Source organism: Geothrix limicola (assembly GCF_030268085.1).
In the GTDB taxonomy this organism is placed as follows: Bacteria; Acidobacteriota; Holophagae; order Holophagales; family Holophagaceae; genus Geothrix; species Geothrix limicola.
In genome coordinates this window covers 934414-953630 of record NZ_BSDE01000001.1, presented here as the reverse complement: position 1 = coordinate 953630, position 19217 = coordinate 934414, and the positions used below count along the sequence as shown (strand labels likewise).

General features: G+C 66.7%; 14 protein-coding genes. 8 read left to right on the top strand and 6 right to left on the bottom strand.

The window, feature by feature from the left end; all coding sequences use genetic code 11:
• Window position 1 precedes the first annotated feature (1 nt).
• Window positions 2-775, top strand: coding sequence for a tryptophan synthase subunit alpha (gene trpA / locus QSJ34_RS04045; protein WP_285570662.1), 774 nt, complete (start codon window positions 2-4; stop codon window positions 773-775).
• 146 nt (window positions 776-921) lie between these two features.
• Complete coding sequence (locus QSJ34_RS04040) at window positions 922-2451, top strand: OmpP1/FadL family transporter (RefSeq protein ID WP_285570660.1); 1530 nt, start codon at window positions 922-924, stop codon at window positions 2449-2451.
• A gap of 68 nt (window positions 2452-2519) precedes the next feature.
• On the opposite strand, the gene QSJ34_RS04035 is transcribed toward QSJ34_RS04040, so the two are convergent.
• From QSJ34_RS04035 to QSJ34_RS04025, 3 genes are read right to left on the bottom strand one after another with little or no spacing between them, the layout of a single operon-like run.
• Entirely contained in the window at window positions 2520-3692 is a 1173-nt protein-coding gene (locus QSJ34_RS04035; RefSeq protein ID WP_285570658.1) for a thiolase family protein, read from the bottom strand.
• Window positions 3693-3720: 28 nt separating this feature from the next.
• Window positions 3721-4257 (bottom strand): DivIVA domain-containing protein, encoded by a 537-nt coding sequence (locus QSJ34_RS04030; RefSeq protein ID WP_285570656.1) that lies wholly within the window; start codon window positions 4255-4257, stop codon window positions 3721-3723.
• Between the two features lie 35 nt (window positions 4258-4292).
• Window positions 4293-4550 (bottom strand): YggT family protein, encoded by a 258-nt coding sequence (locus QSJ34_RS04025; protein ID WP_285570654.1) that lies wholly within the window; start codon window positions 4548-4550, stop codon window positions 4293-4295.
• Between the two features lie 50 nt (window positions 4551-4600).
• Between QSJ34_RS04025 and bshA the strand changes: the two genes are divergently transcribed.
• The 4 genes from bshA to QSJ34_RS04005 all read left to right on the top strand — a co-directional run bounded on the left by bshA (window position 4601) and on the right by QSJ34_RS04005 (window position 10894).
• On the top strand, window positions 4601-5710 hold the full coding sequence (bshA, locus tag QSJ34_RS04020) for an N-acetyl-alpha-D-glucosaminyl L-malate synthase BshA (RefSeq protein WP_285570652.1): 1110 nt from the start codon (window positions 4601-4603) through the stop codon (window positions 5708-5710).
• A 74-nt stretch (window positions 5711-5784) separates the two neighbouring features.
• Window positions 5785-8346: a ligand-binding sensor domain-containing protein gene (locus tag QSJ34_RS04015; protein ID WP_285570650.1), complete on the top strand. Its 2562-nt coding sequence runs from the start codon at window positions 5785-5787 to the stop codon at window positions 8344-8346.
• A 122-nt stretch (window positions 8347-8468) separates the two neighbouring features.
• A complete protein-coding gene (locus QSJ34_RS04010) occupies window positions 8469-10346 on the top strand; it encodes a methyl-accepting chemotaxis protein (protein WP_285570646.1) in 1878 nt (625 codons plus the stop codon).
• 92 nt (window positions 10347-10438) lie between these two features.
• On the top strand, window positions 10439-10894 hold the full coding sequence (locus tag QSJ34_RS04005) for an aminoacyl-tRNA deacylase (RefSeq protein ID WP_285570641.1): 456 nt from the start codon (window positions 10439-10441) through the stop codon (window positions 10892-10894).
• Here the strand turns inward: QSJ34_RS04005 and QSJ34_RS04000 are convergent.
• Together QSJ34_RS04000 and QSJ34_RS03995 are read right to left on the bottom strand one after the other, a co-directional pair.
• Window positions 10887-15002 carry an acyl-CoA dehydratase activase gene (locus tag QSJ34_RS04000; RefSeq protein ID WP_285570639.1) on the bottom strand — a complete coding sequence of 1372 codons (4116 nt, stop codon included), beginning with the start codon at window positions 15000-15002 and terminating at the stop codon, window positions 10887-10889. The two genes, QSJ34_RS04005 and QSJ34_RS04000, sit on opposite strands and share 8 nt — an antisense overlap.
• A gap of 108 nt (window positions 15003-15110) precedes the next feature.
• Window positions 15111-15641, bottom strand: a complete 531-nt coding sequence (locus tag QSJ34_RS03995) for a flavin reductase family protein (protein ID WP_420798828.1) — start codon at window positions 15639-15641, stop codon at window positions 15111-15113.
• 292 nt (window positions 15642-15933) lie between these two features.
• On the opposite strand from QSJ34_RS03995, the gene QSJ34_RS03990 reads away from it, so the two are divergent.
• Both QSJ34_RS03990 and QSJ34_RS03985 read left to right on the top strand, forming a co-directional pair.
• Window positions 15934-17187 carry an NfeD family protein gene (locus QSJ34_RS03990; RefSeq protein ID WP_285570634.1) on the top strand — a complete coding sequence of 418 codons (1254 nt, stop codon included), beginning with the start codon at window positions 15934-15936 and terminating at the stop codon, window positions 17185-17187.
• Window positions 17184-17951, top strand: coding sequence for a slipin family protein (locus QSJ34_RS03985; RefSeq protein WP_285570631.1), 768 nt, complete (start codon window positions 17184-17186; stop codon window positions 17949-17951). The genes QSJ34_RS03990 and QSJ34_RS03985 overlap by 4 nt, the downstream gene beginning before the upstream one ends.
• Here the strand turns inward: QSJ34_RS03985 and asnA are convergent, their stop codons facing one another.
• Window positions 17952-19079 carry an aspartate--ammonia ligase gene (gene asnA, locus QSJ34_RS03980; RefSeq protein WP_285570628.1) on the bottom strand — a complete coding sequence of 376 codons (1128 nt, stop codon included), beginning with the start codon at window positions 19077-19079 and terminating at the stop codon, window positions 17952-17954.
• Window positions 19080-19217 lie beyond the last annotated feature (138 nt).

The following is a 19217-nucleotide window of genomic DNA, read 5'->3' as shown; positions in this document are numbered from 1 at the left end:
GATGAGCCTGAACCCCCTGCTTCCTTTCATCATGGCCGGCGATCCCTCTCTGGACGCGCTGCCGGGGCTGCTCTCCGAGGCGAAGGCCCTCGGTCTCGACGCCATCGAACTGGGCCTTCCACACTCGGATCCCATCGCGGATGGTCCCGTGCTCCAGGCCGCGGCGCACCGGGCCATCGCCCGCGGCGCCACGCCCCTGCGCGTGCTGGAAGCCTTGTCGGGACTGCAGGACAGCCCCGACATCATCCTCTTCACCTACCTGAATCCGCTGCTTCAGATCGGGGCGGAGAAGCTCAAGGCCCTGCTCGCGCCCACGCCCGTGAAGGCGCTGCTGGTGGTGGATCTCCCCTTCGGTGAGGAGGCTTCCTTCGAAGCGGAACTGCGTGCTGCGGGCTATCCGATGGTGCCGCTGCTGGCGCCCACCACCACCCTGGACCGGGCCCGTCAGATCCTTTCGGAGCGCCCGGATCCCGGCCCCGCTGCGCCTTTCGCCCAGCGCTTCGCCTACGTGGTGGCGCGTTTGGGCGTCACAGGCGTAGGACAGGGCGCAGGGCAGGGCACGGATCTCGGGCCCGTCGCCGCGCGAATCCAGGGACTGCGGACGCTGGGGGATCGTCCGCTGGCCGTCGGCTTCGGACTCTCCGATGCCCGGAGCCTGAACGCCATCCGTGCCCAAGGCGCCACGCCAGTGATCGGTTCGGCCCTGGTGCAGGAATTGGCCGAAGGCCGCGCGCTGCACGAGGTGTTGGCTCCACGTCTGCTTGCTGATGTCTAGATCGTGAATCAGCCTTCCTTACGGTAGGCTTCGGGGAGTGGTTGCAGGACGGCATCGATTTGGTATCGTGGTCCATCTTCATCCCATGCGTCCGGCTGGAAACAGCCACTCTCCCCGGGGGAAACCGGGTCAGGAGCACTGTTCCTATGAGTCATCGTTCACGCCTCACCCTCACCGCCCTGACTCTGATCGCTGCCGGTGCCTTTGCTCCCCAGGCCCAGGCCAGCGGCTTCCAGCTGCGCGAGCAGAGCCCGAGCGCGCAGGGCAACGCCTTCGCGGGCATCAGCGCCGGCGGCAACGACATCAGCGCCCTGTTCTTCAATCCGGCGGTGATGACCCAGTACCAGGACACCCAGTTCTCCCTGGGCGGCACCTACGTGGGGCTGAGCGCCAAGTTCGAGAACGGTTCGGCCTCGCGCACCTCCGTGCTTCCGGCCCTGGGATTCTTCAGCGCCCCGGTGACGGGCACGAACCTGAACACCATTTCGGGCCCCGCCAATCATGGCAACGCCGCCATTTCGGCCGTGCTGCCTGAGTTCAACATCATGTACAGCGTCAGCAACGACCTCAAGCTGGGCCTGTCGCTGAACGTGCCCTTCGGCCTAACCACCGAATACGACTCCAACTGGATCGGCCGCTACCACGCCCTGAAGTCCGATCTGAAGACCATCGATATCGCCCCGAGCCTGGCCTACCGCGTGAGCAAGGAGTTCTCCTTCGGCGTCGCGTTCATCGCGCGCAAGGCCAACGCCGAACTCACCAACGGCGTGGACTACGGCACGGCGCTCGCCGTGAAGGTCGGCACGGGCCTCGCGGCGGCCGGCCTCTCCACCGCCTCCCCCGGACCTGGTCAGAACAGCCCCGTGGCCAACGTGGCCATGGGCGCCCCCAATGCCACCTTCGGCACGCCCGGCTATGCCATTCCCGGCGCCTGGGACGGCCAGGCAGGTCTGAAGGGCGACGGATGGGGCTACGGCTGGAAGGCCGGCTTTACCTACGAACCTTCGCAGGACTTCCGTCTCGGTCTCGCGTACCAGGCGGCCATGACCATGACCCTCAAGGGCGATGCCACCTTCCAGATTCCCACGTCCATTCCCGCTACGGATCTGGCCGCCCTGAATGCGGCCGGCCTTCGCAATGGCAAGGGTCAGGCGGACCTCGCGCTGCCCGCCACGGCTTCGCTGGGCTTCGACTGGAAGGCCACGCCCACCTTCTCCCTGCAGGGCGAGCTGGCCCGCACCACCTGGTCCCGCTTCAAGGAACTGCGCGTGAAGTTCGATACGGGGCTGGCGGATTCCATCACGGATGAAAGCTGGAACGACACCACCTTCGTCTCCGTGGGTGGCACCTGGAAGCTCAACCAGGAGTGGACGCTCCGCGGGGGCCTCGCCTTCGACAAGAGCGCCGTGGATGATGCCCACCGCACCCCCCGCATTCCCGACAACGACCGCAAGTGGGTATCGTTGGGCATGAGCTACGCCTTCTCGAAGAAGGTGGCCATCGACGTGGGCTACAGCCACCTCTTCATCAGCGATGGCAAGGTCGAACTCAACTCGGGGACGGGCACCAACTTGAACGCTCTGCTCGCCAACGACAACCTCACCCGCGGCAACCTGAACGGCACCATCAAGGCCGACATCAACATCCTGGGCGCCCAGCTGCGCTACACGTTCTAGATCGCGGTTCACGCAAAGAAGAGGCCCGGCATGCCGGGCCTCTTCTGGTTAGGCGACGAAACGCCGGACTACACCCGTTCCACAGCCATGGCGATGGCGTTGCCGCCGCCCAGGCAGAGGGCCGCGACGCCGCGCTGCTTGCCGTGGCGTTCCAACGCATGGATCAAGGTCGCCATCACGCGGGCGCCCGAGGCCCCGATGGGGTGGCCCAGCGCCACGGCGCCGCCATGCACATTGATGCGGTCCGCGGCGATCTTCAGCTCGTTCATGGTGGCCACGATCTGTACAGCGAAGGCCTCGTTGATCTCCCAGAGGTCCACGTCGCTCACCGCCCAGCCCACCTGGGTCAGGAGCTTGCGGATGGCCTCCACGGGCGCCATGAGCACCCACTCGGGATCGAGGCCGGCGGTGGTGGTGCCGAGGATGCGGGCCTGGACGGGCAGCCCGTGGGCCTTGGCGTAGGACTCGGTGCTCACCAGGACGGCGGCCGCGCCATCATTCACGCTGGGCGCGTTCCCGGCGGTGACAGTGCCGTCCTTCTTGAAGGCCGGGCGCAGCTTCGCCAGCGATTCGGGCGTGGAGTCGGCGCGGGGGCCTTCGTCCTCGCTGACGATGAGATCACCCTTCTTGCCGGGCACGGCGATGGGCACGATCTCGGCCTTGAAGGCGCCGGACTGCGTGGCGGCCACGGCCTTGCGGTGGCTTTCGGCGGCCCAGGCGTCCTGGGCTTCGCGGCCAACGCCGTACTTATCGGCCACCAGCTCGCCGGTGTGGCCCATGTGCTGATCGGTCATGGCACACCAGAGGCCGTCGAGGATCATGGCGTCCTTGGCTTCGGTGTGGCCCATGCGCGCGCCGGCCCGCAGCTTGGGCATGAGGTAGGGCGCGTTGGACATGGACTCCATGCCGCCCGCCAGCACGACCTGGTGGTCCGCCAGGCGCACCGCATTGGCCGCGAGTTGGATGGCCTTCAGGCCGCTGCCGCAGACCTTGTTGATGGTGAGAGCCGAGATGCTGGATGGCAGGCCGCCGCGCAGGGCCGCCTGACGGGCCGGGGCCTGGCCGACACCGGCGCTGACGACGTTGCCGAAAATGGCTTCGGTGGGCTCGGCGCCCGGCACGGCGGCCAGCAGGGCCTTGATCACCTGGGCCGCCAGATCCGGCGCGGCCAGGGGCGCGAGGGCGCCCTGGAACTTTCCGATGGGACTGCGAAGGGACTTGAGGATGACGGCCTGGGTCATGGACGCTCCGATGCGAACGGCTATTGGATTACAGGTGGCGGGGCGGCTGGGTGGGATCTTCGAGGGAGCTGAGGTCCAGTCCTTCCAGATTGAGGGTCGGCGGCTGGGCCACGTAGACGTCCGGGGCCTCTTCCTGCAGGTGGCGGCGGGTCCGGTCCATGAGCGATTCCACTTCGCGCAGGAACTTGAGACGCTCCATCTTGAGGTTGCGCAGCTGCACTTCCATCTCGACCACGTGCTGCTGTGCCTCGCGGATGATCTCCTCGGCCTTGAACTGGGCCTCGCGCAGGATCAGCTCCTTCTCGCGGTTGGCGCCGTCCAGCACGTCCTCGCGGGTGCGCTGGGCCTGGAGCAGGGTTTCGCGGAAGATGCGGTCCTGGTCCTGGTACTGGCGGAGGCGCTCGCGGCTGTCGAGGATCTCCTCCTTCAGCTTCTGGTTCTCGGCCAGAAGCTCTTCCCACTCCCCCGCGATCTCGTGGAGGAAGGTGCGGACCTCGGATTCCTCGATGCCCCGGAAGGCCTTTTCAAATTCCCGACGCTGGATGTCGAGCGGCGTGTATTTCATGGGAAGCGCCTCACTGGCTCAGAAAACGAAGGGGCTCAGGAAACGAGGGCCCTGAGAAAGACCCGCTGGATGACGCCGAGCAGCAGCACGGCGATGAGGATGTCGAAACTGAATCCGCCGATGGGCGGCACGATGGCCCGGATGGGGTGGAGGATCGGATCCGTGATGGCATGGAGCAGCCGGATCCACCGGTTCCGCGGATCGATGGGGAACCAGGACAGGATCGCTACCGCCAGAAGCAGGTAGATGATCGCATCCAGGGCATAGTAGGCGATGGCGAAGAGAAGGGGCATGGGCACGATCCTGGGTACCCGATCATCATAGCTTGGAGAGGGCTCCATCCATGCGCATTGGCATCTCCTGTTACAGCACCTTCGGTGGTTCGGGCGTCGTGGCGACGGAAGTCGGCAAGGCCCTGGCCGGCCGCGGCCACGAGGTCCACATCCTCAGTCCGAGCCTGCCACCGCGCCTGGTGGGTTTCGAGGACCGCATCAATTTCCACGAAGTGCGGGCCAGTCCCTATCCGCTCTTCGAGGACGCACCCTATTCCATCGCCCTGGGCTCCAAGATGGCCGACGTGGCCGAGAAATATAGCCTCGACATCATCCACGCCCACTACGCCATCCCCCATGCCATGGCGGCGCTGCTGGCGCGCATGGCCGTGCCCAGCCTCAAGGTGGTGACCACCCTCCACGGCACGGACATCACGGTGGTGGGCAGCGATCCCAGCTACCTGCCCATGGTGAAGATGGCCATCCGCGAAAGCGACGGCGTGACGGCGGTGTCCGAGTACCTGCGCCAGGAAACCATCCGCACCTTCGGCGTGAACCGTCCCATCGACGTCATCGGAAACTTCGTCGAACCGCCGGGCTTGGAGCGCCCCGAATGCCGGTCCTGGCTGGCTCCCAAGTCCGCCTTCGTGCTGACTCACATCTCGAATTTCCGGCCCGTGAAGCGCGTCATGGACGTGCTCAAGACCTTCGAACTGGTGCGGAAGGAAGTCCCCGTGCGCCTGGTGATGGTGGGCGACGGCCCCGACCGGGTGGAGGCCGAGACCTTCTGCCGGGAGCGTGGCTTCGCGTCGGAGGTGCGCTTCACCGGCAAGCAGCTGGACATCGGCACCGTGCTCGCGTGTTCGGATATCTTTTTGCTGCCCAGCGCCACGGAAAGCTTCGGCCTGGCGGCCCTGGAGGCCATGGGACACCGGGTCCCCGTCATCGCCAGCCGGGTCGGCGGGCTGCCGGAGGTGATCCGCCATGGCGTGGACGGATATCTGGAAGCCCTGGGCGACGTGGACGCCATGGCCGAGGACGTGTTGAGACTGGTCCGCGATGAGAAGCTGCGGCTCTCCATGGGCCAGGCCGCCCGGGACCGGGCCCTGGGCACCTTCGCGGAAGGCCCCATCGTCGATCAGTACGAGGCCCTGTACCACCGGGTCCTGGGACGCAACTGAAAGGCGGCCCCGGAATCGCCTGGGAATCAGCTTCCGCGGGCTTTGGCCGATGAGTCTGGCTTGCAGGAGTCGATGTGAAGGCTTGGCGAATCGTCGTGCTGGCCTTGGCCGCCCTTCTGGTTGGGACGGCCAGAGCTGGCGAAGACTGGCACCGTCCTTTCGTGGTGCTGGGCCCGGACCAGGGCCTGCCCAACGGCGGCATCATGTGCATGGCCCAGGATTCAGACGGGTTCATCTGGCTGGGCACGCAGAACGGCCTGCTCCGCTACGAAAGCGGGCAGTGCAGCCGTTGGACGCGGAACGAGGGGCTGCCTTCGGAATCCGTCGACCAGCTGCTGGCCATCCCAGGTGGCGGATTGTGGATCTCCACCGCCCAGGGGCTCGCCAGGCTCCGCCAGGGGCACATTGAAGCCATCTCCTTCCAGGAACTCAACGCCTTCCCCGGAATCCGCGGCATGGCCATGGACCCCTCCGGCCATGTCTGGGTGGCCACGGGGAAGGGTCTCTTCGTGCAGACAGGGGACCGGGAATTCAGGCTTCATCCCTACGCGTTCCCAGGCGAGGTGCTCACCGTCAGCCGCGGCGACGCGGGCACCATGCATGTGGGGACGGACCGCGGCCTGTTCAGCTTCCACGCCGATGGCGGCACCGAATCCTGGACTGCGACTCAGGGCCTTCCCAAGGAAGGCGCGGGGCTGATCGGGGAGGATGCGGTGGGCCGCCTGTGGGTCTACACGGGGCGGACCCTCGTCATGAAGGAACCCGGGGCCGCCGCTTTCAAGGACCATTCCCGATTGCTGAATGCGGCCGTCACGCCTTACGGCGTTTTCCTGCGGGATCAGGATGGAACCCTGTGGCTTCCCACCCGGAAGGGCGCCGTGCACCTCAACGGAAGTCAGGCCGTCCTGCTGGACGCCACGGCGGGCCTGCCCATGCGCTGGGTGCGGAACGTCTTCCGGGACCGGGAAGGCGGGTTCTGGATCCTGGGTGCCACGCTGGCCCGCCTGCTGGGCGACGAACGGCTCTGGTACCACCCGCTGACCACCGGCCCTTCGGGCGAAATCGTCTGGGCCATGCTGCGGGATGCCCACGGGGAGCTCCTGGTGGGCACGGATGACGGGGTGATGCGGATGGGGCCTGCGGGCCCCAAGCGCATCCCGGGGACCGAAGGGCATCGCGTCAAGAGCCTGGCCCTCGACCGGTCCGGCGTGCTGTGGATGGTGGGCACCCTCGGCCCCGCCCTGTGGCTCGAACCGGGCAGCGAGCGGGCCCGAGTCGCCCCCCTGGGTGAAAGGGGTGTCGGCCTGAACACCGTCATGGCCGATCAGGCAGGGCAGATCCGGATCGGCCACGCCAGCCAGGGCATCCTCCGCTGGGATGCCGGTCAGCGCCGTCTCGTGCAGGAAGTGGGAACCTCTCCAAAGCAGCCTGGATACCTCTGCGCATTCCAGATCCGGCAGGACGGTTCGGGGCGCATGTGGGCCGCCACCTCGGCGGGACTTCACGTGCGCGACACGTCGGGCACCTGGCGCCTGTACACGGAAAAGGAAGGGCTGCCCGCCTTCGGTCTGCACGGCCTGGCCTTCCTGCCGGATGGCAGCGCCTGGATCCACTCCCGCGAGCCCCTCGGGCTCCATCGGATCCGCCTGGAGGGATCCCAGGTGAAGGTGCTGGATCATCGCAGCGCGGGGCAGGGGCTGCGTTCCAACGTAATCTACGCGGTGGACGTCGACTCCCAGGGCCGCACCTGGGCCACCACGGACCAGGGTTTCGACTGCATCGACACGAACCTCCACGTGGGACGCCAGGATGGGATGGTCAGCGAGGACTGCGATCTGCTGGCCCTGCTCATCGAGAAACAGCACATCTGGGTCGGGACTTCCGCGGGACTCGTGCGCTACGAGCCTCGCTCGAATGAAACCCACGCCAGCGCCCCCATGCCCTACATCCTGCACGTCATGAAGGGGGACCAGCGGCTGGAGGCACCTCTCGAAACCTTCGCGCCCGTGGGGCCGCGGGAATCCAGTCTCGCCTTCCGGGTGGCGGTGCCGAGCTACCGCAACGAAGGGCAGATGAGGATCCAGGTGCGCCTCGCGGGTCTGGAAGAGGGCTGGCGGGATCTGGATGCCCCGCTCACGCGGTATCCGGCCCTTCCCGGCGGCACCTACCGATTCGAGGCGCGCGCGGCCCTGCCCGGCGGGGAGTTCGGCCATGTGGTCGGCCTCAACTTCAAGGTTCTGCCCCCCTGGTGGCGCACCTGGTGGGCCCTTACTCTCTGGGGACTCGGCGCCTTGGGCCTGGTCCTCCTCATCATCCGCCTGAGGGTGGCCAGCCTGGCCGAAAGCAAGGCGGCCCTGGAGCATCTGGTCGCCGAGCGCACGGAGGAACTGTCCGGGCGCAACGCCGAACTCACCGATGCGCTGGGCCGCGTGAAGCAGTTGTCGGGCCTGCTGCCCATCTGCGCCTCGTGCAAGAAAATCCGGGATGACAAGGGCTACTGGAACCAGCTGGAGCACTACATCAGCGAGCATTCGGAAGTCGGCTTTTCCCATGGCATCTGTCCGGATTGCATCGGCACGCTCTATCCGGGCCGCGCCGCGCGCCAGGCAAACAAGGCCGCGGATTCGAAACCCTAAGGGGCGAACCTTCTCGAAGGACGGAATTTATCCTGCGCCATGGTGCGTCGATGAACGGGTACACCTCCTCTTCGCACACGCGCCGTCCCGACCCCAGAGCGGGTGCCTCTCCCGGGGATCCCATGAGCCGCAGAGCCAGCATCCTGACCAGAATCGCGCTTTGGTTCGGGGTGATCTTCGCCGTCACGATCGTCGTCCTCATGGCGGTCACGGCCCTGATCATCCGGGGGAACCTGTCGGACCGGCTCATGAAGATCGAGATCCCCAAGTCCTCCAACGCCATCTATGCCGAGATCGAGCGGGGGCTGCTGCAGCCGGCCTCCCAGCTGGAACTGCCCGCCTCGGATCCCTTCCTGAAGGCCTGGTTGAATGGCGGCGAATCGGAAAAGGATCTGCCCAAGATCATCGAAATCCTGAACGGCATCAGCAAGAAATTCCACACCTCGGGCGCCAGCCTCGTCTCCAAGCGCTCGGGCAACTACTACGCGGTGGAGAACGGCGTCTACAAGCCCCGCAAGCTCGGGCCCGCCGACACTTGGTTCGAGGCCTACGGCCAATCCAACCTGCCCTTCGAGGTCAACGTCTACACCGATCATCCCGAGTTCCACGAGGTGGCCTTCATCAACCGCCGCATCGATGACAAGGGCGCCTTCCTGGGCGTGGTGTCCACGCAGTTGAGCCTGGGCGACCTCGTCCAGCGGGTCGTGGGGCAGCGCATCGGGAAGCTCGGGCGAACCTTCCTTTGCGACGCCAAGGGCATCATCCGCGTCCACGAGGACAAGACCCTGATCAACAAGGCCTCGGTCCTGAAGACGCCCGGATTCCAGGAGGCGTGGCCTTCCGTCCAGGCCTCGGATCAGTATCTCTTCAACACCGAAAGCGAGGGGGATGCCTGGATCGTCTCTACCCAGCGCGTGCCCGGCATCAACTACTACCTGGTGGTCGAGGCGAGCCGGTCCGAACTGTTCTCCGAGCTGAACCGCTCCCTGCTCCTGGCGATCCTGATCGCCGTGGTGCTCGGCGGCTCGCTGCTCTACGGGGCCATCCTCATGCTGCGCCGCGTGCTCATCCACCCGCTGCAGAGCCTGCTCGACGGCATCCGACGCAACGACCTGACGCTGCAGCTCCAGAACCTCGGCGACGACGAGATGGGTGAACTGGGCCAGGCCTTCAACGCCAGCTCCGCGCGCTTCCGGGAGATCTTCCGGGGGCTTTCGCTGGAATCGGACCGCGTGGCCAGCGGGTCCACGGAAATGAGCGCCACCGCGGAGGAGATGCGGACCACCAGCGGCGAGATCGCCATGGTCTCGGAACGCCAGCGCAACGGCATGTCCAGCATCGCCGAGGCCATGGACAACCTGTCCAGCCTCATCGCCCGGATGCAGGAATGGATCGAGGCCTCCCGCAGCCGCACGGGGCTTGCGGTGCACGCGGCGCAGACCGGCTCCCAGTCCGGGGAGGCTACGGCCGGCGCCATGACGGCCATCCGCGAGGCCACCGTGCGCATGGGCGCGGCGGTGGGGGTCATCCAGGGCATCGCCCGCCAGACCAACCTGCTGTCTTTGAACGCGGCCATCGAGGCGGCCAAGGCCGGCGCCCAGGGCAAGGGGTTCGCCGTGGTGGCCGAGGAAGTCCGCAAGCTCGCCGAGCAGAGCGCCCAGTCCACCCTGGACATCAAGCGCTTCATCGAAGAGGTGGACGCGGCCGTCAGCCGGGGCGAGGAAACCGTCACGGGCAGCGTGGATGCGCTCACGAAGATCCGGGAGCACATCAATGCCCTCGCCGTCGAGGTGGAGCGGCTGCACGGCGCCGTGGTCGAACAGATCGGCATGCGCGTCGAAGTGGAGCGACACGTGCAGGCGACCAACCTCGACACCGAGCGGAGTTCGGCCGCGAGCATCGAACTGGCCGCTTCGGTGGCCGAAATGGCCAAAACTGCCACCGAGCTCGCCAACGTATCCGAGAACCTCGCCCACGCGGTGTCCAGCTACAAGATCTGACCTCCGGCAAAAGACTGGGCCGAGCCATTCCCGATGGCTCAGGCCCCGTTCGGGACCGATATTGTCCTTGCCTGTTTCAAAAAGGAGGTCCCATGCTTGCCCCTCGCTTGAAAGAGTTCCTGGACGCGAACGGGGTGAAGTACATCACCATCCCCCATCGCCAGGCCTACACCGCCATGGAGGTGGCCGAGACCGCCCACGTCCGGGGCCAGGACATGGCCAAGACCGTGATCGTGGATCTGGATGGCCGCCTCGCCATGGCCGTCCTGCCGGCCACCAAGCACGTCAGCGTCTCGCGGCTGGAGAAGTCCGTCGGCGCTCAACACGTGGAAATCGCCCACGAAGGGGAATTCCGGTTCGACTTCCCCGACTGCGAAGTGGGCGCCATGCCGCCCTTCGGCAACCTCTTCAACATGGAGGTCCTGGTGGATCCGGCGCTGGCCGAGGACGAGGAGATCGTCTTCAATGCCGGCACCCACGCCGAAGTCGTGCGAATGGCCTACAAGGATTTCGACCGGTTGGTGCACCCCCGTACCGCGGTCATGTAGGAATGGCTGCAAGCTCCACCCTGCGGTGCCTGGCCTTCACCTGGCTGACGAAGGCCTCGAGCGCCATGCGCCTCGAAGGATCCTCCCCACCCGCATAGACCGCCGTGAGGATGGGGAGGTCGTCGTAGTTCCTGCGGATCCGCTCGATCACGGCGGATGAGGCGTTGCCCACCATGCACCCGAAGCAGATGGCGTTGATGATGCCGTCGACGCCGCCTTCGGCGAAATCAACGATCTTGGCGATGTTGAGGAAGAGCAGCTCGTGTGCCTCATTGGGCATGTAGGGGGTGGCCAGCCGCTTGATGTCCTCGTAATCGGGCTCGCCGAACCTTGGAACCCTGGGGCCGGCCACCTGCTTCACGCGCCACTGGTGCAGGGCCCGCCGGAGCGCCACGGGGCCATGGACGACGATCCCCGGCAGATCCAGGGCGGAAAGGCTCTGGTGCAGGCGACGCGAGATCCCGAAATCCAGCAGGTCGATCTGGAAGGGCGAGGGCCAGACCTGCAGGCCCTGGGCCTCCAGCCAATGGGCTAGGCGCTGATTGGCAACCGGGTTCACCCGCGTGTAGATGTCCCCGGCGACGCCGACCAGGGGGCGGGGGCCTTCCTGGGTCCGGGGCACCAGGGCCAGCAGGTCCAGGGAGCGCTTCAGGGCTTCCAGGAGGTCACCTCCGGCGATGGCGGCCTCCATGCGTTCGAGGTTCTGCTGATGCACCTGGTCCGTGCTTCCGGGCACCTGTTCGTAGGGGCGCACCTGGCAGACGGCCTTGCCGAGGATCTCGATGGCCAGCAGGCCCACGTAGAAGCGTTCGATGGCCGCCAGGCCCGCCCCCGCGACCAGGTGCTCGCCATCGGGGGAACTGACCCGGATGTCTTCCACGCCCAGTTCTCCGAGCAGGGCCTGCATGGCGGCGCCGTATTCGTGGAGCAGGCAGGGCAGCGCGGTTCCCGGGAAGTAGAAGGTGGTCTTCGTCCGGGGAGCTTCGGCGGCCAGCTGGAGCAGATCCCCCGCGATCATCGTGTAAGCATGGCACTCCTTCCCCAGGGAATGCTTCTCACCCAGGGCGCGCACGGCGCCGTTCGCGGGGGGCAGCACGCGGGCCTCGTGCCCCATCAACTTGAATAGGCCACTGAAGGCGTAGGCGCCATCGGCGAAGTAGGGGATGCGCACGTGCGCGGGCGCGGCGGGCAGCAGGGCCGTGGAGGGCAGCGGGTTTGCCGGCGCGAGGGCCGTCCGCCTACCATGTCCCTCGAGCTGATCGAGGAAGGCCTCCAGCCGCGTCATGAGCCCCGCTTCGCCCCGGTGCTCGTCCAGCTCGAGCACCAGGTGCGGCCGGTTCCGCAGGGCCGCGGTGATGGGTCCCAGCGCGAAGGCATCGGGGCCGCAGGCGAAGCTGGAAAGGATGACGGGCTCGATGGCGTCTTCCTTCGCCAGGGCCGCCGCGGTGCGCAGGATGTCCGTGGGATGGCGCCAGGGCAGCGACGATTCCGGGGCCACCGACTCCAGGGGCAGGAAGGGCAGCGGCACCGCCAGCACGTCCATGCGGCGGAGGCGCTCGAACAGTCCCAGGTTCAGGTAGGTGTCGAACAGGGCGTAGGGTCGGCCCAGGATGCCGAAAACGTGCCGATAGCCACCTTCCTGGATGAGGGCCTGGACGCGGCGGCGGAAGAGGTCGTCCAGGGCGTTCTGGCCCCAGATCGCCGCGCGATAGGCCTGGGCCACCTCCTCCTTCGAGACCTGGAGCCGGTCGAGGAAGGGTTCGAATCCCGCCGAGAAGGCGGCCTCATCCGTGAAATGGATAGCCGGAGTCAGCCCCTTGGCCTCGCCTTGAAGCCCCAGCATGTAGGGCGCCGCCATGGTGTAGGGGCAGGCGTAGGCCTGGGAGGGATCTTCGCCCTGGAGCAGCACCATCGAAGGGAGGAAGACGGGCTCAATCCCACGCCCCAGCAGGGCGTGGACATGGCCGGCCGTCAGCTTGATGGGCAGGCACACCCCCACGGCGAGATGGTTCAGGCCCATCGACAGTGTGTCCTGGGAGGAAGAGGCCGACAGCACGGGCGCGAAACCCAGCTGCTTCCAGAAGAGGGCCCAGAAGGGCAGGGCCCCCATGAGGCTGGAGGCCCGTGGGATGCCGATGAGGCGGTCCTGGCCGACCCGGCTCGCGAACAGGGCCTCACACTCGGACAGGTATTCCTCGCTCAGGTTCGGCACCCGGCAGGCGTTCGAGGTGGCACCGCTGGTGTAGCGCTCGCAGGTGTCTCCGAAGAAGGCCCGCTCGCCGCCGCTTTCGATCACGTTCACGTCGCAGCGGTTGGAGCAGTGGTGGCAACTGAAAGAGCGCAGGCGCGGGGCCTGGGCCTGCTGGAAACCCTTGAAGCGGGACGGCCGATCGCCAGGGGCCATGGCGGTTCTCGCGGCCAGCGCCGCGCCGATGGCACCCGAAATGCGGTTGAAGGGATGCACCTGGACAGGCCGCTGCAGGGCCTCTTCGAAGGCGGCCACCACCGCGCCATTGGAGGCCACGCCGCCCTGGAACATGACCCGCTCTCCGATGGACCGGTTTCCCACGACCTTGTCGAGGTAGTTCCGCACGATGGCGTGGGCCAGCCCCGCGCAGATCTCGCCTACGGAAACGCCGCCGGCGCGCGCGCCCACCACCTCGGTTTCCATGAAGACCGTGCAGCGGGAACCCAGGTCCGGCGGCGGTCCCGCAGCGAAGGCCCGTGCCGCGAAGTCGTCCTTGATCTCCACACCCAGCGCGAGGGACTGCTCCTCGAGGAAGGATCCCGTGCCGGCCGCGCAGACCTTGTTCATGGCGAAATCCGCGAGGGCGCCGTTCCGGAGTCGGATGAACTTCGAATCCTGACCGCCGATCTCCAGGATGGTGTCGACGTCCTGCGCGTACCGCTGGGCCCCCAGCATCTGGCAAGTGATCTCGTTCTTCGCCACATCGGCCCCCGCCAGTTTCGCCGCCAGGTGCCGTCCGCTTCCGGTGGCGCCGCAGCCCAGCACCCGGAAGGCACCCGCGAAGCGCGCTCCGAGCGCCGCCAAGCCCTCCCGAAGCACGTCCACAGGGCGGCCGCAGGTGGGCAGGTAGACCGAGGCCAGGAGGTTTCCGTCCCCATCCAGAATTACGAGATCCGTGCTCACCGAACCCACGTCCAGGCCCAGGTAGCCTTCCGCAGGAAGCGTGGATCCGCCGGTGGGCTCTTCGGGCGCGGGCCCCCTCGTGGGCGGCCTCAGGGGGGCGAGGGTGGTCCGGTTCGGGCGGGATTCCGCGAGCATCTCGCGGATTAGGTCCCCGATCTGATCCAGGGAGAGATCCGGAAGCGTCGTCGTCTGTGCCCACCGCGCAGCGCCGATGGCGCCTTCCAGACCCGGGTGGGAGGAGATCTGCAGGGGCGTGGCCGGCTCCAGGCCCAGCACCTCGCTGAAGGCCCTCCCGATGCCTGCGTTGTGGGCACATCCCCCCGCGAGAAGGACCGGGGGCACCAGGCCCCGGGCCTTCAGCAGGGTGGTCATGAAGTTGCGGGCGATGGCCGTGCAAAGGCCGTAGGCAATCTCGGGCAGGGGGGTTCCCTTCTGCTGCAGGTGGATCATGTCGGAGTTGGCGAACACCGAGCAGCGTCCCGCGATGGTGGCCGCGCGCGGCGCCTCCAGGGCCATGCGCGACAGTTCGGGAACGGAGAGGCCCAGGCGCCGGGCCTGCTGTTCGAGGAAGGATCCCGTGCCCGCCGCGCAGGCCTCGTTGGTGGCGAAATCCAGCAGGCGTCCATCCGCGCCCAACACCAGGAACTTGGCCGTCTGCCCGCCCACTTCGAGGATGCTGCGGGCCTCGGGATGCAGGTGCCGGATGCCAGCCGCCAGGGCGATGAGCCCGTTGGTCCAGCCGGCCCGGCCCTTCAGGGGCCGTGGCTCCTCGGCATTCGAAAGCCCCAACCGGAACCGGACATCCTTCGAATCGGGGATTCCATCGAGGAAGGCCAGGAGGGCCGTCAGATCCTCGGCATCGCGGTGCCGGTAGAGGGAACACAGCACCTGCCCATCCGCGTCGAGACAGACGGCTTTCACGTAGACCGAACCAAGATCGAGTCCGATGGAAGGCATCCTGCGCCCCGCGTCTCCAGATCCCGCCCGGCGGCTGGAGCGCGCGCAGGATTTTACGACCTATGCATCAAGTTAATCGTTTCCCAGGGTGCCGCAAGCAGGAAGCCCTCAGGGTTTGCCGGAAGCCAGATGGATCAGGTCGCCATCCACGGCGAAGGTGCCGAAGCCGCGGTGGTGAAGGGTCTTGGAGGCCCTGCGCGCCGGATCGATCCAGGCCTGGATCACCTCCAGCACGAAGAGACCGTAGCGCGTGACCAGCCGCGCATCCGCCACCCTGCATTCGAGATTGGCGAAGCAGTCCGGCAGCAGGGGCGCCGCCACGAGCTTGGCGGGCTTCATGGCGAGGCCCAGGGTGGTGAACTTGTCGAGGTCGCGGCCGGAACAGTTGCCGATCTCCACCACCTTGGGCGCGAACTCCGCCGGAGGAATGGCGATCACGGCTTCGCCGGTCTTCTTGAGGGCCGTGAAACTGTGGTTGGCGTTGCTGACGATGCAGCCCACGAGCGGCGGTTCGAACTCCATCATCATGTGCCAGGACATGGCCATGACGTTGGGCCGCCCCTCTCGGGCCGTGGTCAGCAACACCACGGGGCCGGGCTCCAGCAGCTGATAGACCTTGGAGAGCGGAAGGGCTTTCATCATGGGGAACCCTCCTTCCCATCGCAGGCACCATAGCGCCTTTCGGCTTCGAGAAGAGAACCTTCCGAAGGCTTTCGCATGTCCCCCCTGGGCGTCCCGTGAAACGGCAAAGGTGCGAACAATTGATCCAAATGGCATGGGCGCCGCGGGCTCGGTGGACGTAGCTTAGGGTTCTCCTGCGAGGTGTCCCATGGCGGGATGCCGCGAACTGATGGGCCGCATCGCGTGCGCGTTCGCCTTGGCGTCGCTGGGGCTGGGTGGGGACCCGGCGCCTACGATGTCGGTGTCTACGATGTCTTCGACGTCTTCGGTGCCTTCGCGCGTCTGCCTGGCGCGGGTGCAGGGCACCATCGGGCCGGCCACGGCCAGCTACCTGAACCGCGCCATTCAAGAGGCCGCGGGGCAGGGTGCCCAGTGCCTCGTCATCGAGCTGGACACGCCGGGCGGCCTGCTGGATTCCACCAAAGAGATCACCCAGGCCTTCCTGCGCTCGCCCGTACCCACGGTCGTCTTCGTGTCGCCCCCGGGCGCCTGGGCGGGCAGCGCGGGCTGCTTCATCACCATGGCCGCCGACCTCGCCGCCATGGCGCCCAGCACGAGCATCGGCGCCGCCCACCCCGTGGGGATCGGCCCCGGCAGCGAAAAGCAGGACGAGGCCATGAAGCAGAAGCTGGAGAACTTCTCCACCAGCTACATCGAGGCCATCGCCGCGAAGCGGCAGCGCAACACGGAATGGGCCAAGGCCTCGGTGCGCGACAGCGCCGCGATCACCGCCGAGAAGGCCCTGGAACTGCATGTCATCGATGTGGTCGCCAAGGATCTGCCCGACCTGCTGACGCAGATCGACGGGCGCGAGTTCAACGGCCGGAAGCTGGCGACGGCCGGGGCTTCCAGCGTGCCCATTCCCATGTCAGCGCGCGAGCAGGTGTTCCAGATCATCGCGCATCCCCAGGTCATGCTGATCCTGATGCTCGTCGTGATGTACGGCGTCATCGGCGAACTGACGAGCCCAGGCGCCATCCTCCCTGGTGTGGCGGGCGTGATCGCGCTCGTGCTGCTGCTGTACCTCGGCTCGGTCCTGCCCATGAACCTCGCCGGGCTCGCCCTGGTGGCGGTGGCCATCGCGCTCTTCATCATCGATGTGTTCGCGCCCACCCACGGCATCCTGACGGCCGGCGGCGTCGTGGCCTTCTTCCTCGGTGTCTTCATGCTGTTCGACCGGAGCGAGCCCTACCTGCGGCTATCGCTGGTCTGGGTGGTTCCGGCGACGGTGGTGACGGCGCTGTTCTTCATCTTCATCGTCGGTGCGGGCATCCGCGCCCAGCGCCAGCCAGCACAATCGGGCGCCGGGGCGTGGGTGGGCCGCGTGGTCACGGCCCTCGAACCCATCGACCGCGGGCAGGGCCGGGTCTTCCTGGAGGGCGAGTACTGGAACGCCGTTAGCGATGCGCCCGTGGAAGCCGGACAGGCCGCGGAGATCCTCGCGGTGGAGGGATTGACGTTGAAGGTGAAACCCGTGGTTCATTCCAAGGAGGTGCCATCATGAACGACTTCGCAATCCACGTGGGGCCCTGGCTCTTCTTCATTCTGCTGCTGGCGGTGATCACGCTGCCCCAGGCGGCGCGCATCCTGCGCGAATACGAGCGGGGCGTGATCTTCCGCTGGGGCAAGCTCCGGGGCGCCAAGGGGCCGGGCCTGATCTTCCTGATCCCCTTCATCGACCGCATGGTGAGGATGGACCTGCGGGTGGTGACCATCGACGTGCCCAAGCAGGAGATCATGACCCGTGACAACGTGCCGGCCACCGTGGATGCGGTCGTCTACTTCCGTGTCATGGATCCCCAGGCCGCCGTGGTGACGGTCGAGAACTTCCTCAAGGCCTCGTCCCTCATCGCCCAGACCACCCTGCGCAAGGTGCTCGGCCAGTCGGAACTGGACGAACTGCTGGCCCACCGGGAGAAGATCAACCTCCAGCTGCAGGAGATCATCGACCGCCAGACCGAGCCCTGGGGCGTGAAGGTGAGCACGGTGGAGGTCCGCGACGTGGTGCTGCCAGACGGCATGAAGCGCGCCATGGCCAAGCAGGCCGAGGCCGAGCGCGAGCGCCGGGCCAAGGTCGTCAACGCCGAGGGTGAATTCCAGGCAGCGGAAAAGATGGTTCAGGCCGCTGCCATGATGGCCGAGCAGCCCATTTCACTGCAGCTGCGCTTTCTCCAGACCATGGTGGAGATCGCCAGCGAACACAACAGCACCACCTTCGTGCCGCTGCCCAGCGAGCTGTTCGGGCCCCTCCTGAAGCGGTTGACCTGACTATTCCAGCACCAGGATGTTGCGCTCGGCGCAGATCTTCTTGAGCTGCTGGGGCCAGACGGAAACAGTGACTTCGCCCAGGTGTGCGGTGCGGAGCAGGTACATGAAGGTGCGCGCCTGACCAATGCCGCCGCCGATGCTGAGGGGGATCTGGTCGTTGAGGATGGCCTGGTGATAGGGCAGCTTGAGGAAATCCATCTGGCCCGACAGCTTCAGCTGCACCTTGAGGGTGTCCTTGGTCACGCGGATACCCATGCTGGACAGCTCGTGCCGGCGGTGTGTGACGGGGTTCCACACGAGGATGTCGCCGTTCAGTCCATGCGTGTCCCGCCGCGTCATGGACGAGGTGTCCGTGACCCAGTCGTCGTAGTCGGCGGCGCGCATCTCATGGGGATAGCCGTCCTTGAGCGTCCAGCCGATGCCGATGATGAAGACCGCGGGATGGATCTGCAGGATGGCGGTCTCCCGCTCCTTCCGGGGCATGTCCGGGTAGGTGCCCAGCAGGTCCTCGGCGTGGATGAAGGTGATCTCCTCGGGGATGGGCGGGTAGCCGCCTTTCTGAAGGGCGGGGAACATCTCCTGGGCATGCAGGCCCGCCTCGCGGATCACCTTCCAGATCTTACGCACCGTGGTTTTCAGGAAGTCCAGGTTCCGCTCGGCGGGCGTGATGCGCTGTTCCCAATCCCACTGGTCGACGTAGCAGCTGTGGTCGTGGTCGAGGAAGTAGTCCTTGCGCACCGCCCGCATATCCGTGCAGATGCCTTCGCCTTCCTTACAGCCGAATTCGGCCAGGGCCATCCGCTTCCACTTGGTGGCCGCCTGCACCACCTGGGCCTCGATGCGCTTCTCCAGGCCCAGCCCGCAGGGGAATTCGATGGGAGTGCGGGACCCATCACGGTCCAGATAGTCGTTCACCCCGCTGGCCTTGTCCACGATGAGCGGCACCTGGACCATGTCCAGGTTCAACGCTTCGCAGAGGTGATCCTCGATGTAGCGCTTGATGGCGAACACGGCCCGCTGGGTGTCCATGCGATTCAGCAGGGGTTTGTAGTTCCTGGGGAGGATCTTGGCCACCTCCTCGTAGGTGCTGATCCCGGGGCCCGCCAGGTCTGCGGTCTTGGTCGACATGGGCATCCCTCCTCCGATTCGAAGGGGTCCCAGTCGCACATCGACCCATTTCGATGGGTGACTCATGGGTCCCCAACGCGGCCGGAAGTATGATCCCCATGGAGGCCGGAGGCAAGGTCCGTGTGTGCCGCGGCCTGT